This window comes from Streptomyces roseicoloratus, assembly GCF_004117935.1.
GTDB classification, from domain to species: Bacteria; Actinomycetota; Actinomycetes; order Streptomycetales; family Streptomycetaceae; genus Streptomyces; species Streptomyces roseicoloratus.
In genome coordinates, this window is the sequence record NZ_SDOY01000131.1 from 53,755 (window position 1) to 69,864 (window position 16,110).

Annotated in this window: 10 protein-coding genes; 8 read left to right on the forward strand and 2 right to left on the reverse strand. The window is 73.7% G+C overall.

Annotation, left to right across the window (positions count from 1 at the left end):
* Positions 1 to 18: 18 nt before the first annotated feature.
* Entirely contained in the window at positions 19 to 828 is an 810-nt protein-coding gene (locus tag ESG85_RS19490; protein ID WP_128980960.1) for a PaaX family transcriptional regulator, read from the reverse strand.
* A 5-nt stretch (positions 829 to 833) separates the two neighbouring features.
* On the reverse strand, positions 834 to 2,675 hold the full coding sequence (locus ESG85_RS19495) for an AMP-binding protein (protein ID WP_128980962.1): 1,842 nt from the start codon (positions 2,673 to 2,675) through the stop codon (positions 834 to 836).
* Positions 2,676 to 2,859: 184 nt separating this feature from the next.
* On the opposite strand from ESG85_RS19495, the gene ESG85_RS19500 reads away from it, so the two are divergent.
* The 8 genes from ESG85_RS19500 to ESG85_RS19535 all read left to right on the forward strand — a co-directional run bounded on the left by ESG85_RS19500 (position 2,860) and on the right by ESG85_RS19535 (position 16,108).
* Positions 2,860 to 4,413, forward strand: a complete 1,554-nt coding sequence (locus ESG85_RS19500; RefSeq protein ID WP_246095162.1) for an acyl-CoA dehydrogenase family protein — start codon at positions 2,860 to 2,862, stop codon at positions 4,411 to 4,413.
* Positions 4,410 to 4,808, forward strand: coding sequence for a RidA family protein (locus tag ESG85_RS19505; protein ID WP_128980964.1), 399 nt, complete (start codon positions 4,410 to 4,412; stop codon positions 4,806 to 4,808). Before ESG85_RS19500 ends, ESG85_RS19505 begins: the two co-directional genes overlap by 4 nt.
* A 195-nt stretch (positions 4,809 to 5,003) precedes the next feature.
* On the forward strand, positions 5,004 to 6,557 hold the full coding sequence (locus ESG85_RS19510) for an MFS transporter (RefSeq protein WP_128980966.1): 1,554 nt from the start codon (positions 5,004 to 5,006) through the stop codon (positions 6,555 to 6,557).
* A gap of 332 nt (positions 6,558 to 6,889) precedes the next feature.
* Positions 6,890 to 8,788: a flavin monoamine oxidase family protein gene (locus ESG85_RS19515; protein ID WP_128980969.1), complete on the forward strand. Its 1,899-nt coding sequence runs from the start codon at positions 6,890 to 6,892 to the stop codon at positions 8,786 to 8,788.
* Between the two features lie 57 nt (positions 8,789 to 8,845).
* Positions 8,846 to 9,220: a hypothetical protein gene (locus ESG85_RS19520; protein WP_128980971.1), complete on the forward strand. Its 375-nt coding sequence runs from the start codon at positions 8,846 to 8,848 to the stop codon at positions 9,218 to 9,220.
* Positions 9,221 to 9,441: 221 nt separating this feature from the next.
* Complete coding sequence (locus tag ESG85_RS36660) at positions 9,442 to 11,592, forward strand: DUF11 domain-containing protein (protein ID WP_281288059.1); 2,151 nt, start codon at positions 9,442 to 9,444, stop codon at positions 11,590 to 11,592.
* Positions 11,593 to 11,891: 299 nt separating this feature from the next.
* Positions 11,892 to 14,213, forward strand: coding sequence for a COG1361 S-layer family protein (locus ESG85_RS19530; protein WP_219825201.1), 2,322 nt, complete (start codon positions 11,892 to 11,894; stop codon positions 14,211 to 14,213).
* A 95-nt stretch (positions 14,214 to 14,308) separates the two neighbouring features.
* On the forward strand, positions 14,309 to 16,108 hold the full coding sequence (locus ESG85_RS19535; protein ID WP_128980975.1) for a lectin-like domain-containing protein: 1,800 nt from the start codon (positions 14,309 to 14,311) through the stop codon (positions 16,106 to 16,108).
* Positions 16,109 to 16,110: the final 2 nt, after the last annotated feature.

The window sequence follows — 16,110 nt, forward strand, 5'->3', positions numbered from 1 at the left end:
ACGCCCGCACGGGACGCCCTACGCCCGCACGAACTCCCCGCCCCGCGCGTGCAGGAGTTCGTGCAGGGCCAGGAAGACCTCCGCCGAGCGGGCGCCCGGCCAGTTCTCCGGCAGGAGTTCGAGCGGCAGCACCGGGTCCGCGTAGGGGAGGCGGCGCCACGAGTCCAGGGCGGGCAGATAGGCCCGGTAGGCCTCCTCGGGAGTCGGCCGCCGCCCCGCCGACCAGGCGCGCAGCACCGGCTCGTGGACGTCGAGGAACTCCTCGTGGAGCTTGGCGATGGACGGCAGGTCCCACCAGCGGGACACCGCCTCCGCCGTCGCCGCGAAACCGAGGTGCTCGCCGCGGAACAGGTCCACGTACGAGGAGAGCTCGAGCCGCTCCAGGGTGTGCCGGGTCTCCTCGAACAGCCGCGCCGGGGCGATCCAGACGCCCGGAGCCGCCGTGCCGAAACCGAGCCGGGCGAGCCGCGAGCGCAGCAGGTGCCGCTTGTGCCGCTCCGCCTCGGGGACGGAGAAGACGGCGAGCACCCAGCCGTCCGCCAGGGCGGGCTCGGTACGGGCGTAGATCCGCCGGTCGCCGTCGTCCAGGAGCATCCGCGCGTCCTCCGACAGCGCGTACCCGGCGGCGCCCTCCGCCGTCCGCCGGGGCAGCAGCAGCCCGCGCCGCTTCAGCCGCGACACCGAGGAGCGCACCGAGGGCGCGTCGACGCCGAGCACGGCGAGGAGCCGGATCAGCTCCGCCACCGGGAACGGCGCGCCGTCGGGCAACCGCCCGTAGGCGCCGTACAGGGAGACGATCAGGGATCGGGGAGTGTGCTGCTCGGCCACGGTGATCACTTTAGGACCACGGATCCCACCCCGTCGTCCCGCTCGTCCTTCCCGGTCCGCTCGTCCTTCCCGGTCCGCTCGGCCCGCCTGGCCGGCTCGGCCCGCCCGGCCGGCTTGTCCTTCCCGGTCCGCTCGTCCTTCTCGAACCGCTCGGCCCGCCCCGCGGGCTCGCCCTCCGCCGTCTGCGCGTCCGTCCCCGGCCGCCGGCCCGTTCCCCCGTCGTCCCGCAGCCGGTAGCGCTGGATCTTGCCGGTCGCCGTGCGCGGCAGCTCGTCCAGGAACACGATCTCGCGCGGCGCCTTGTACGGCGCGAGCCGGGCCCGTACGAAGGTCCGCAGCGCGGTCGCCGTGCTCCCGTCGCGCGGCACCCCGTCCCGTACCACCGTGTACGCCACCACCACCTGCCCGCGCAGCTCGTCGGGCCGGCCGATCACGGCCGTCTCGACGACGTCCGGGTGGGCGAGCAGCGCCTCCTCCACCTGGGGACCCGCGATGTTGTAGCCGGCCGAGATGATCATGTCGTCGGCGCGCGAGACGTAGCGGAAGTAGCCGTCGGGGTCGCGGACGTACGTGTCGCCCGTGACGTTCCAGCCGTCGTGCACGTAGTCCGCCTGGCGCGGGTCGGCGAGATAGCGGCAGCCGACCGGTCCGCGCACCGCGAGCAGGCCCTCCTCGCCGTCCGGCAGGTCCTTCAGGCCCGTCCCGTCGCGGCCGACCACCCGGGCCTGCCAGCCGGGCACGGGCCGGCCGGTGGTCCCGGGGCGGATCTCGCCGTCCGCGGCGGAGATGAAGATGTGCAGCAGCTCGGTCGCGCCGATGCCGTTGATCAGTTTCAGGCCGGTCCGCTCCCGCCAGGCCTCCCAGGTGGCCGCCGGCAGGTTCTCGCCGGCCGACACGCAGCGGCGCAGCGAGCCGAGGTCGTGGTCGTGGCCGGGCTTGTCGAGCTCGTCGAGCATCACCCGGTACGCGGTCGGCGCCGTGAACAGCACCGACACCCGGTGCCGGTCGATCGCGGCGAGCAGCTGCTGCGGCCCGGCCTGTTCGAGCAGCACCGCGCGGGCCCCGGCGCGCAGCGGGAAGACGACGAGCCCGCCGAGACCGAAGGTGAAGCCGAGCGGGGGCGAGCCGGCGAAGACGTCGTCCGGCCGCGGGCGCAGGACGTGCGCGGAGAAGGTGTCGGCGGCGGCCAGCACGTCGCGGTGGAAGTGCATGCAGCCCTTGGGCCGCCCGGTGGTGCCCGAGGTGAAGGCGATGAGCGCCACGTCGTCGGCGGCGGTCGGCACCGCCTCGAACCGGGTCGGCCTGCCCCTGGCCAGGCTGAGCAGGTCGTCGGCCCCGTCCCCGCCGAACGGCGTGACGCGCAGCCCGGGCACCTCGGCCTCGAGCAGCTCGTCGAGGGCGCGCACGTCGCACAGGGCGTGGCTGCAGCGCGCCATCTCGCACATCACGGCCAGCTCCCCGGCGCGCTGCTGGGCGAGGACGGTGACGGCGATCGCGCCCGCCTTCATCACGGCGAGCCAGCAGGCGGCGAGCCAGGGAGTGGTGGGGCCGCGCAGCAGCACCCGGTTGCCGGGGCGGACGCCGAGGTCGTCGACGAGCACGTGCGCGAGGCGGTCGACGCGCTCGCGCAGCTGCCCGTACGACCAGACGTGGCCCTCCCCGTCCCGGAACACCTCGCGGTCCGGGCCGAATCGTTCCACCGTACGGTCGAGCAGCTCGGTGCCGCAGTTGAGCCGTTCGGGATACGTGAGGGAGGGCAGCTCGAAGAGGAGGTGCGGCCATTGCTCCGCGGGTGGTAGATGGTCGCGGGCGAAGGTGTCCAGGTGCGCCGAGGGCGTCAGCTCCATGCGTCCGTCCCCCTGTCGGTGGGGTCGTCGTGGATCTTCGGATGTCCGTCGAAATCGTCGTGACGGGGTCGACCGTGGCTCCACGAGCGTATCGTGATGGTGACGACAGTCAACGGTTCGCGATACAGGTGCTCGTCCGCAGGCGTCCGCCCGGCGCCCGGCGGACGCGCCGGAGAGGGCCCCGATGGCCGCATTCTCGCTCGATCCGGAACAGACCGCCTGGTGTGCCGAGCTGCGCGCGCTCGCCGCCGAGCAGCTGCGGCCCCTCGCCGACAAGGGCGCACCGGGCCGCGTCAACCGTCCCCTGGTCGCCGCGCTCGGCGCCCACGGCCTGATCGGCCGCCTCTTCGACTCGGGCGCCCTCGACCTGTGCCTGATGCGCGAGTCCCTCGCCCACGCCTGCACGGAGGCCGAGACCGCCCTGGCCCTCCAGGGCCTCGGCGCCCACCCGGTCGCCGCCTTCGGCACCCCGGACCAGCGCGCCCGCTGGCTGCCCGAGGTCGTCGCGGGCCGCGCCGTCGCCGCCTTCGCCCTCTCCGAACCGGGCGCGGGCTCGGACGCGGCGGCGCTGGCCCTGGAGGCCGTACCGGACCCGGACACGGACCCCGGCGGCCCGCCGCGCTGGCGGCTGTACGGCGAGAAGCGCTGGATCTCGAACGCACCGGAGGCGGACCTGATCACGGTCTTCGCGCGCACGGGCGACGGGACGGGCGGGAGCGCGGGTGGAGGTACGGGCGGGAGCGGGGGGAGCCGTACGGGCGGGGGCGGGGGACGCCGTACGGGCGGGAGCGCGAACGGCTCCCCCCGCCCCGGAACGGGCTCCGGCCCCGACGGCTCGCGCCCCGGTTCCGGCTCCGGCCCTGACGGCTCGCGCCCCGGTTCCGGCTCCGGCCCTGACGGCTCGCGCCCCGGTTCCGGCTCCGGCCCTGACGGCTCGCGCCCCGGCTCCGCGGGCGTGACCGCCTTCCTCGTGCCCGCCGACCGTCCCGGCCTCTCCGGTGAGGCCCTCGACATGCTCGCCCCGCACGCGCTCGGCTCCCTCGTCTTCGACGGGGTGCCGGTCGGGCCCGAGGACGTGCTGGGGGAGCCCGGCCAGGGCTTCCGGGTCGCGATGCACACGCTCAACCTCTTCCGGCCCAGCGTCGGCGCCTTCGCCGTCGGGATGGCGCAGGCCGCGCTCGACGCCGCCCTCGCCCACACCGCCGCGCGCCCCGCCTTCGGCGGCGTCCTCGCGGACCTCCAGGCCGTCGCCCACCAGGTCGCCGAGATGGCCACCCGCACCGAGGCCGCGCGGCTCCTGGTGTACGCGGCGGCCGAGGCGTACGACCGGGGCGACCCGGACGTACCGCGCCGCGCGGCCATGGCGAAGCTGCTCGCCACCGAGACCGCGCAGTACGTCGTGGACGCGGCGGTGCAACTGCACGGCGCCCGCGCCCTGCAGCGCGGCCACCTCCTGGAACACCTCTACCGCGAGGTCCGGGCGCCGAGGATCTACGAGGGCGCCACGGAGGTGCAGCGCACCATCATCGCGAAGGAGCTCTACCAACGGCGTCGGCCCGCCACGCCCGCACCCACGCCGGAGCCGCCCTCCGCACCTTCCCAGCCCCCCGCGCCACCGCGGTACCCGGCACCTCCGCAGCCTCCGGAGACCCCAGCGCCGCCGCAGTCCGCCGCGCAGCCACAGCCCCCGGCATCTCCACAGTCCCCCGCCACTCCCTCCCTCGGAGCCGTGTCATGAGCCTGCACCGGCACAACCCGGCCGACCTGTCCCCGCCCACCGGGTTCTCCCACGCCGTCACCGCCACGGGCACCCGGCTGGTCTTCCTCGCCGGACAGACCAGCCTGGACCGCGACGGCAAGGTGACCGGCGAGACCCTGCCCGAGCAGTTCGAGACCGCGCTCGGCAACCTGATGGCCGCCCTCCGCCACGCCGGCGGCTCGCCCGCCGACCTCGCGCGGGTCACCGTCTACACCACGGACGTCGCCGCGTACCGCCGCCACGCGCACGAACTCGGCCGCATCTGGCACCGGTTGGCCGGCCGGGACTATCCGGCCATGGCCGTGATCGGGGTCGTACGCCTGTGGGACGAGCAGGCGCTGGTCGAAGTGGACGGCTTCGCGGTCGTCGACTGACGGCCCCGGACGGCCCGTAGGCCGCGCCGACGCGCCTCCGTACCGCCTCCGTACCGCCCCCGAGCCGCCTCCCTCCCGCCCCCGAGCCGCCTCCGTCCCGCCCCCGAAGAGATCAACTGGTCACCTCTGGGGGCGGGGCTTAGTGTCGAAAGGTGGACTGACCGGCCCACGGCTCCCCCAGGTGAGCGATGTGCCATGAGCAATCCCAAGCCGACCACCCCGCAGAAGACCGTCGCCCGCAAGGCGGATGGCGACGGCAAGGGCATCGCGCTCTTCGTGATCGCTTCCTGCCAGCTGATGGTCGTCCTCGACATCACCATCGTGAACATCGCGCTCCCGCACATCCAGAGCGCGCTCGACTTCTCGACGACCAGCCTGTCGTGGGTGGTCAACGCCTACACGCTGACCTTCGGCGGTCTGCTGCTCCTCGGCGGGCGCACCGGCGACATCCTGGGGCGGCGCCGGGTCTTCGTCTTCGGCGTCCTGCTCTTCGGACTCGCCTCGCTGTTCTGCGGACTGGCGCAGGAGGAGTGGCAACTCCTCGCCGCCCGCGCCCTCCAGGGCGTCGGCGGCGCCATCGCCTCGCCGACCGCGCTGTCCCTCATCACCACCACCTTCGAAGAGGGTCCCGAACGCAACCGTGCCTTCGGCGTGTTCGCCGGTGTGTCGGCGGGCGGCGGCGCGATCGGCCTGGTGGCCGGCGGCATGCTCGTCGAATGGCTCGACTGGCGCTGGATCTTCTTCGTCAACGTGCCGATCGCCCTGCTGATCGCCTTCCTCACTCCGCGCCACGTCAAGGAGTCGGAGCGGCACCCCGGCCACTTCGACCTCGCCGGCGCGCTCACCTCCACGCTCGGCATGGTGGCGCTGGTGTACGGCTTCATCCGGGCCGCCCAGGAGGGCTGGCGCGACCCGTACACGATCGGCTCGTTCGTCGCGGCGATCGTGCTCCTGACCGGGTTCATCCTGATCGAGCGGCGCTCCCAGCAGCCCATCACACCGCTGCACATGTTCGCCGACCGCAACCGCTCGGGCACGTACGCCATCATGCTGTGCCTGGCGGCGGCGATCTTCGGCATGTTCTTCTTCCTGACCCTCTTCGTCCAGCAGGTCCTCGGCTTCAGCCCGCTGGCCACGGGCTTCGCGTTCCTGCCGGTCAGCGCGATCATCGCGGTGGGCGCGGGTCTCACCTCCAACCTGCTGCCCCGATACGGGCCGAAACCCTTCATGGTGACGGGCTCCGTGTTCGCGGCGGTGGGCCTGTCGTGGCTGACCCTGACCGACGTGCACTCCACGTACGCGGGCAGCATCCTCGGGCCGATCCTCGTCTTCGGCTTCGGCATGGGCCTGATGTTCGTCTCGCTGACGATCATGGCGCTGTCGAACGTCGAGCAGCGCGAGTCCGGCGCCGCCTCCGGACTGCTCAACGCGACCCAGCAGGTGGGTGGTTCGCTCGGCCTGTCCATTCTGGTCACGGTCTTCGGCACGTACAGCCGTGACGAGGCGCAGACCCAGGTCCCCGCCTTCCTCTCCCAGGCGACCCCGCTGCAGAAGGCGGCGTTCGCCCGCACCGGCGAGCTTCCGCCGCCGTGGGGCAACGAGGTGCTGACCGCCGGCGTCTCGGCGGGCTTCGTCACGGCCGCGATCTTCGCCGTCGTCGGAGCGCTCATCGCCCTCTTCGTGATCAAGGTCCGCCCCTCGGACATCGAGCGCCTCAAGGGCGGCGCGGGCATGATGCCGGGCGGCTGAGCGGCCCCGGTCGCGACGACGGCGGCTCGGTCGACGTCACGGGGTGGCGTCGGGGGCACGGGGTGGCGTCGAGGGACCAGGTGGCGCCGGGGCGAGGGACCGGGTGGCGCCGAGGAGAGCGCCGGATGGCGCCGGCGTCGCCAGACATCGCGAGTCGACGCCGGACGTCGCCCGGTCGACAGGCGTCGCCAGGCGTCGACAGGCGTCGCCAGACGTCGTCAGACGTCGAGCGTCGACGGGCGGGCGATCGGGTGAGCGCGATCGGGTGAATTCGCCCGACTGCCGCGCCGCGCTGATCCGAAGGAGTGGCGGCCGGTGCCAGTCTGACCGCCATGATCAACCGTCGTACGTTCATCCATATCTCCGGCGCGACAGCGGCCGGAACGGCAGCCGCGACCAGCCTTCCCGGAGCCGCCCAGGCGGCACCGGCCCGCCCGGCCCCCGGGGCCGCACCCGGCCGCGCGCCGTCCGGCTCCGCCCGCGCCGAGGCCGCCCTCACGATGGCGCGCCGGGTGCTGCTGACGGACGACAAGCACACCGATCTGACCCTGCGCTATCTGCGGCTCCTCACCGGCGACGCCCGCCTGCCCCGCAAGGCCAGGCGGCGGGTGGTCGTCGTGGGCGCCGGTGTCGCCGGGCTGACGTGTGCCCGGCTGCTGACGGCGGCCGGACACGACGTGCGGGTGATCGAGGCCAACAGCAACCGGATCGGCGGGCGGATCAAGACCTTCCGCGGCGACGTCTGGCAGGACCCGCGGCTGCGCGCCGAGGCCGGGGCCATGCGCATCCCCTCGACCCATGTGCTCACCCTGGCGCTCGCGGACTCGCTCCGCGTGGCCCGCAGGCCCTTCCACCTGCTCGACGTACCGCCCTCTCCGGACCTGGTCTCGGGCGACAGCCGGATCACGTACCGCTCGTGGACCGGGGAGACGTTCGCCACCGGCACCCGGGCGCCGTACCGGGCGACGGCGTCCCAGGGCAGCCGGTTCCTGCACGTCAACGGGCAGACCGTGACCAAGGCCGAGTACCTGCGTGACCCGCGGCCGATCAACAAGAGCTTCGGCTGGGACAGCGCGACACCCGCCTCCCAGGCCTGGGCCGAAGCCCTGGAGAAGACCCGCGCCTACACCCGGACGCGGAAGGCGGACGGGTCGTGGGGGGAGAAGCCCATCGTGGAGCGGGTGGAGGGCATGGCCCGGCTCCTGGACGACCTGGGCGACATGTCGCTGCACCAGTACCTCACCGGCGTCGCGGGATGGGACACCGCCCAGATCCAGGCCGTGGGCACCCTGGAGAACCTGACCAGCCGACTGTCCTACGGGCTGCTGCACTCCGCCTTCGGCGCCCTGGACCTCAACCCCTCCATGACGTACTTCGAGTTCACCGGCGGCACCGACACCTTCACCCGGGCCCTGTCCCGCGGCCTGCGGATCGAGACCGGCCGCGTCCTGACCGGCGTGAGCCGGCACGGCAGCGGCGTCACCCTCCACGCCGCGCCCGAGACGGGCCCCGAGGACGAGGCGTACCAGGGCGGCACGGGACCGTCGCGGTACACGTACGAGGCCGACGCCGTCGTGCTGGCGGTGCCCTTCGCCGCGCTCCGGCACGTCACGTTCGATCCGATCCTGCCGTACGGCAAGAGGCGCGCCGTCATCGAACTCCACCACGACACCGCGCACAAGGTCCTGGTCGAGTTCACCCGCCGGTGGTGGGAGTGGGACGAGGACACCTGGAAGGCGGAGCTGGGCAGCGCCTACCGGCCCGCGCCGCACGGCCCGGCCGTGCCGGCCGTCGGCGGCGGCTGCGTCTCGGACGAGGCCTGCCGGTTCGTGTACTTCCCGTCCCACCCGTCCGACGACGGCGCACCGGGCGGCGTGGTGCTGGCGGCGTACAACTGGGCGGGCGACGCGCTGCGATTCGACGCCCTGACCCCGCAGGACCGGCGCACCGAGGCCCTCGACCACCTCGCCTCGCTCTACGGCGACCGCATCCGCCGGTACGCCACCGACCGCTGCGTCTCCCAGTCCTGGCTGCGGAACCGCTGGGCCCTCGGCGAGGCCGTCATCGAGACGCCGGGGCAGCTCCTCAGCCTCGGTCCGCACGTCGCCGCACCGGTCGACGACGTCCTGTACTTCGCGGGCGACCACTGCCAGCCCCGCTACCACGCCTGGATCGCCGGAGCCATCGCCTCCGGTACGGAAGCGGCACTCCAGGTCACCGATGCCCCCTGACCCCGGCCACGGAGCCGACCCGCACCGCCCGGGCGTTGCGGGAGGAGCGAAGAAACGTTGATCCTCACCTTCACCCTCATCCCCGCCGTCACCGTCCTCTACAGCGTCGGCCTCCTCCTCGCGATCGGCCGGCGCCCCGATGACGACTCGTCACCGCACGCGGCCCTCACCGCGGTCCCCAACGTCCTGTCCGCCGTCTTCATCCTCCTGTCGAGCTTCGAGGTCGTCACCGGCTGGGCGAACCGCACGGCGGACGAGCCCACCAGGCCGCCGGCGATCGTCTTCATCGTGAACGTGGTCGCCGCCGCCGCCCTCCTCGCCTACCCGGCCCTGGCGGGCCTCTCCAACACCCGCCGCCACCGCGTCCTGCTGGGCCTGTTCGCGGTCCAGGTGGGCGCGATCCTGAGCTTGGCCTGGTACCTGCAGAACTGAGGCCCGGTCCGGCACGGACCGACGGCGCCCCGCCGGCTCCGACGGGGCGCCGCGGTGCTTCCCGTCCCTCTCCGACAGCAGCCCGGACACGGGTGCCGCACCGTTCGGCGTATGACGACACGTCACGACCACGCCATGCGTGCACAAAATTCACATAACGGACTGTCAGTGCACGGGCACGTGGGGTCGGACTGCCCCCGTGCGGGAAGGCGAGGGCCTGCATGGCGAGCGGTCGCACGGTGGCGAGGGCGAGGTCCAGGACCAGGGCGGGAGCCGGGTCGGGGTCTGGGGCGGGTGCGGGGGCGGCGGTGCTGCGGCGGCGTACGGCCGCGTACGCGATCCCCGGCGTGCTGGTGGGGGCGGTGCTCTCCGGAGCGTCGGCGCTGCCCGCGACGGCGGCGCTTCCCGCGCTCCCGGACGGGCTGGGCAGCGGATGCGTCCACGGGACGTCGCACCCTACGGACCGTCAGGCGGCGCTCGGCGAGGCGGGTCGTCGGGCGCCCGGTGAGACGGCCCGTCAGACGCTGGGCGAGACCGGCCCTCAGGCTGCCCCGGACGGTCGGCGGGACTGCGCGACGGAGGAAGGCGGCTCGTCGCGAACCGGCGGCTCCGGGGCCGGGCCCTCCCGCTCACCGGAAGCGACGACCGGGCCCCGCACCCCGAACGGCGACCGGGAGGAGGACGGCCCGGTGACGGGTCGCCAGACGAAGCCGGGCGCGGGGACGACAGCGGCGGGAGCGACGGCTGCAGAGAAGCCGGGGGCGGAAGCGACGGCCGCGGGGAAGCCGGGGGCGGGAGCGACGGCCGCGGGGACGGCGACATCGGGGAAGCCGGGGGCGGTGGCGACGCCTTCGGGAAGGCCGGGCGCCGACACGCCGGCTGCTGCCCCGCCGGGCGCCGGGCCCGCGGCCACAGAGCCGGCCCCCGGCGGCACCACAGGCACCGGCGGTCGGGGGCGTGCGCCCGGGCGGGCCGACCTCGTGGTCCTTCCTCCCGTGCGGCCGCGTGCCGTGGCGCCCGGCGAGACCTTCGACTACCGGATCTCGGTGGTCAACCACGGTCCCGCGCAGGCGAGGAACGCCATGGCCACCGACACGCTTCCCGCCGTCCTCTCCTTCGTGTCCTCGAAGGACGGGTGCACGGCCAAGGGCCGGAAGGTGACCTGCGGTCCTGTGGCGACGCTGGACCCGGGGCAGACCGTCTCGTGGGTCGTCACCGTACGCCTGGACCCCGCGTACACCGGCGACGGCTCGGACATCCTCAACCAGGCCACGGCGACGTCGGAGACCTCCGACCCGGACCTCAACAACAACACCGGCCCGCACCCGGGCGCCGGTCCGCCGGACGGCAAGGTGGAGCGTCCGCGCGCGGACGTCGCCGTCACCAAGGAGTTCGCCGGCAAGGAACCGGTGGTGCCGGGCACGGTCTTCGCCTACACCCTCACCGTCCGCAACCACGGCCCCTCGCAGGCGACCGGCGTGCGGCTGACCGACCGGCTGCCGAAGGGACTGGCCTTCGCGGACTCCCCGGACGGCTGCACGGGCGAGGCCGGTGCCTACGGCGGGACCGTCGCATGCCCCGAGCACGCGGCCCTCGCCCCGGACGGCCGCGTGACGTACACCGTCCGGGTCAGGCTGGCACCCGGATACACCGGCGACGGCTCCGACCTGGTCAACCGGGTACGCGCCGGGGCGAAGACCGACGATCCGAACCACTCCAACAACACCGCCGAGCTCACCGGACTCCCGGGCGAGGGCGGAAAGCCCGCCCCGGCATCGGCGGACCTCGTCCTCGGCAAGCGGTACGAACTGCCGCGCGGCGTCGACGCGGTCACCCCCGGCGACACCTACGCCTACGTCATGACGGTCCGCAACCAGGGTCCGTCCACGGCGCGGAACGTCACGGTCACCGACCCGCTGCCCCGCGCGCTGTCCTTCGCCGGCTCCCCGGACGGCTGCCGGGCCGACGGCGCCACGGTCACCTGCGGCGGCTCGGCCGCCCTCGCGCCCGGCGAGACGGCCGAGTACCGCATCACGGTACGGCTCGCCCGTGACTTCGACGGCGACTGCGCCACGGTCGACAACACCGCCCGGGTCGCCTCGGCGGTGCACGACCCCGACACCGGGAACAACACCGCCACCGTGGGGAAGAAGACGCGCACGGTCGTCGGCGACTGCGGCGTGCCCATCCGGCCGCGCCCCAAGCCCTCGCCGACCCCCACGCACGACGACCACCACCACCATCACGACCACGACCACACGCTCCCGGACACCGGGAACGGCGTTCCCGTGTGGCTGCCGATGACGTCGGGCCTGGCGCTCCTCGCCGGCACCGGCCTGGTGCTCCGCGCCCGCCGGCGCCGTAAGCCCTGAGTCGCCCCGGGCCGCCCGCTCCGACCCACGACCCGGGCGGCCCGGCCCGGGCAGGCGGGGCCGAGCCACCCGGCCCGGGCCGCCGCGGTGCGAACCACCGCGCCAGGGCCCCCGCGGTCCGAGCCACCCGGCCCGGGCCGGCGGAGCCGAGCCACCGCGCCCGGACCAGCGGGCCCACCCGTCGCGCTGCCGCCGTCGCCGTCGCCGTCGCCGTCGTCGCGGCCGTGCGACCCCCACGCCACCCTTCCCCGCATGCCCCGGCATCCCCGCCGGGGCGGAGAGAACAGGAAACGATGCCGATGGCAAGAAGGAGAACCGGGCGGCCCCTGCCGTGGCTGGCGGGTGTGATCGCGTGCGTGCTGCCGCTGTGGGGCGCGACTCCGGCCGTGGCGGTCGGGACGGCCGCGACGGCGGCGGCGCCGCAGCTCGAGACGAGCGTGACGCGCGCGGCCGGCCCCGGCGCCGCGGGCCGGCTGGTCCCGCCGGGCGGCCTCATCACGTACACGCTGACGGTGACCAACAAGGGTCCGTCGGTCGCGCGGAACGTCACCGCGACCGACACGCTGCCCGAGAACATCGTCTTCGAGTCCTCGAAGGACGGGTGCACGGCCGTCGGCCAGAAGGTCAGCTGCGGCCCCGAGGCCGAACTCGCGGTCGGCAAGTCGAAGACCTGGACCTTCGTCGCGCGCCTCAAGCCCTCGTACGAGGGCACCGGTGACGACCTCGGCAACGCGGCCGTCACCGACTCCGGGACCACCGACCCCGACAAGGAGAACAACACCAACCCGCCGGTCGTCCCGCCGGGTCCGTTCGACCCGAAGGCCGACCTGGTGGCCACCAAGTCGGTGGTGCAGACGAAGGCCGTGGCACCCGGCGAGTCGTTCTCGTACACGCTCACCGTCACCAACAGGGGCCTGTCCGACGCCCGTAACGTCAAGGCCACGGACACCCTGCCCCGGCAGCTCAACTACGTGTCCTCCGACGACGAGTGCACCGAGACGCAGCAGAACGTCACCTGCGGCCCCGTGCCGGTGCTGGCGCCCGGCGCGTCCGTCAGCTGGACGTTCGAGGTCCAGCTCGACCAGGCGTACACCGGCGACGGCAAGGACCTGCCCAACACGGCCACGGCGCGCTCCGACACGCCCGACCCGGACACCCGCAACAACACCTCCGACCAGGTCTACCCGCAGGTGGACACCCCGAAGGCGGACGTACGGATCGACAAGACCACCGTCACCGACATCCCGGTGGCGCCCGGTGAGACGTTCCAGTACGCGGTACGGGTCACCAACGACGGCCCGTCGCGCGCCGAGGGCGTCAGCATCGAGGACACCCTGCCGAGCCGGCTGACCTTCGTGGAGTCCCCGGACGGCTGCACCGCCCTCGGACAGCGGGTGAGCTGCGGCACGCTGGCCACGCTCGACGCCGGCGCGTCCAGGACCTGGATCTTCACCGTCAAGCTCGACTCCGGCTACACCGGTGACGGCTCGGACATCCAGAACATCGCCACCGTCACCTCCGAGACGAGCGACCCCGACACGAGCAACAACACGAGCAGGCCCGCGGGCGTGCCCGGCAACAAGGTCAACCCGCCGACGGCGGACCTCAGCGTGGTCAAGGAGCCGGTGGGCGACACGCCGCCCGTTCCCGGCACGGAGTTCCAGTACCGGATCACCGTGGCCAACGACGGCCCGTCCTCGGACGCGCACAGCGTGACCCTCACCGACAAGCTCCCCGAAGAGCTGACGTACGTCTCCACGACCCCGTCCGGCTGCACGTACGACGGCGACGTCGTGCGCTGCGCCAGGACCACGCCGCTGAAGGTGGGCGAGAAGGTGGAGTACCTGCTGACGGTCAGGCTCGACCCCTCGTACACCGGGGACGGCACCGACATCCTCAACGGCGCCACGGTCACCGCCGCGAACATCGACCCCAACAGCAAGAACGACACCAGCACCACCAAGCTGCCCGGGGGTAGGACCGGCACCCCGAGCGCGGACCTGAAGGCGCAGAAGAAGCTCGGCAGCAGCACGCCGATCTCGCCCGGCGAGACCTTCCCGTACGAGATCACGGTCACCAACCACGGTCCGTCCGAGGCGAAGGACGTCAAGGCGACCGACACGCTGCCCGCCCAGCTCTCCTTCGTGAGCTCCGCGAGCGGCTGCACCGCCGCCGGCAAGACCGTCACCTGCGGCCCGGAGGCGAAGCTCGGCCCGAACGAGTCGAGGACCTGGACCATCACGGTGAGGCTCGCACCCGACTACACGGGCGACGGCTCCGACATCACCAACACCGCCACCGTCTCGTCCACGACCGCGGACCCGGACAGCGGCAACGACTCCAGCACGGTCACGGGCGTGCCCGGCAGCAAGGTCGACGAGGCGAAGGCCGACCTCGAGGTGGACAAGGAGGCCACCGAAACGAAGGAGGGCACGAAGTCGCCGGGCCCGGCGCAGTCCGGCAAGGACGCGTCCTCCGCGGACCCGTCCCGTAAGGACCCGTCCCGGAAGGATCCGTCCGACGCGGCCAAGTCCCGTAAGGACACGTCCCTCACGGGCACGTCCTCCACGGGCACGTCCTCCACGGACACGTCCGCCAGGGACACCTCCGGCACCGACTGACGCACACGCACGGCGGCGGGTCACACCCACCGCTCAGCGACAGCCCCGGCCGGGGAACCGGCCGGGGCTCCCGGCGAGGGAAACGGTTTTTCAACGTGAAGAACACCTCATCAGGAACCCGCCCGTACGGGCGACGCACCACGCGGCGGCCCCGCCTCCTGGCGGCGTTGTGCACCGCGGCCCTCACGGCCGCCGCCCTCACCGCCGCCGCACCCGCACCGCACGATGGCCGGCAGCCACCGGGCCCGCCCGCCGCCGCTTCCGCTCCCGGTGCCCGCGACACGGCGGCCCGGCTGGCGGACGCCACCTTCCCCGTGCACGAGCCGTTCGACGGCGCCGACGGCATCGGCAGCACCTCCGGCAGCGCCACCTACGTCAAGGACGGCTGGTTGCGACTGACGAACGCGAACAACAGCCAGGCCGGTACCTGGCGGATGAACGACGCCTTCTCCTCCAGCCTCGGTTTCCTGGCCGAGTTCAGCTACGCCTCCTGGGGCGGCAAGGCGTTCGAGAGCCGGCGGGGCGACGGCCTCGCCTTCTTCCTCGTGAACGGCGCGGCGGCCAACGGCGTCGGCCAGTTCGGCGGAGCGCTCGGCTACGCCTGCTCCCGGACCACGTCCAGCTCCACCAACCCCTGTGTGAACAACGGCCTGCCGGGCGCCTATCTCGGCATCGGGTTCGACGAGTTCGGCAACTTCTCGGACCGCCTCGTCGGCAACGGAGGTCCCGGCCCGGCGCCCAACAGGATCGTGGTGCGCGGCGGCGGCAACGGCACCACGGGCTACCGCTACGCCACCGCCGCCGCGGGCCCGGGCGGCACCGTCGAGACCACCGGCCAGGGCGACTACCGCACCGTCCGGGTGCTCGTCCTCCCCTCGGACGGCAAGGTGCTGCTCAGCGTCTGGTCCGACTCCGGACCCGGCACCACGATGCAGAAGGTGATCAGCGACTACGACATCACGAAGATCACCAGCCAGCCGAGCCTGCCGTCCACCCTCAAGATCGGCTTCTCGGCGTCCACGGGCGGCGCCACCAACAACCACGACATCGGCGACCTCAAGGTCAACGTGCCGGCGAACCTGTCGATCACCAAGACCGCCACACCCGCCTCGGTCCCGGCCGGTTCCGGCAAGGTCACCTACACGGTCAAGGTGGCCAACGACGCCACCAACCCGGTCCCCGGCGCCCGCGTCCGCGACGCCGTCCCCGGCCTGAGGGACGTGACCTGGACCTGCACGGCCACCAGCGGCAGCGGCTGCGGCGCGGCCTCCGGCTCGGGCCCGCTGGACACCACGGCGGACCTGGCCCGCGGCGGCACCGTCACCTACACGATCACGGGCACCGCCCCGACCTCGCCGACCACCCTGACCAACACGGCGGCGGTCACCGCCCCGGCCGACCGCACCGAGATGGACACCACCGACAACGCCGCCTCCGCCACGACCACGGTGACGGACGGCCCGGCCGACATCGCGGCGGAGAAGACGGCGGTGGGGGAGGGGCCGGTGACCCCGGGCGAAACCTTCCGCTACACCCTGACGGCCGTCAACAGGGGCCCGGCCGACGCCACCGACATCACGGTCACGGACACCCTCCCGACCCCCCTCGCCTTCCTGGCCTCACCCGACGGCTGCACCCACACCGGCCGGCAGGTCACCTGCCCGCAGCGCGGCTCGCTCCGGGTCGGCGAGTCGGCGAGCTGGACCATCGAGGTCCGCCTGGACCCCGCGTACGAGGGCGACGGCACCGACATCCGCAACACGGCCACGGCCACGGCCCGCCAGACGGACCCGGCCCCGGCGAACAACACGAGCACGGCGGCTGGTCCACCGGGCGGAGTGACCGAGGGCAAGGCGGACCTGACCCTCACGAAGACGGCGGAGGAGGGCGCCTGACG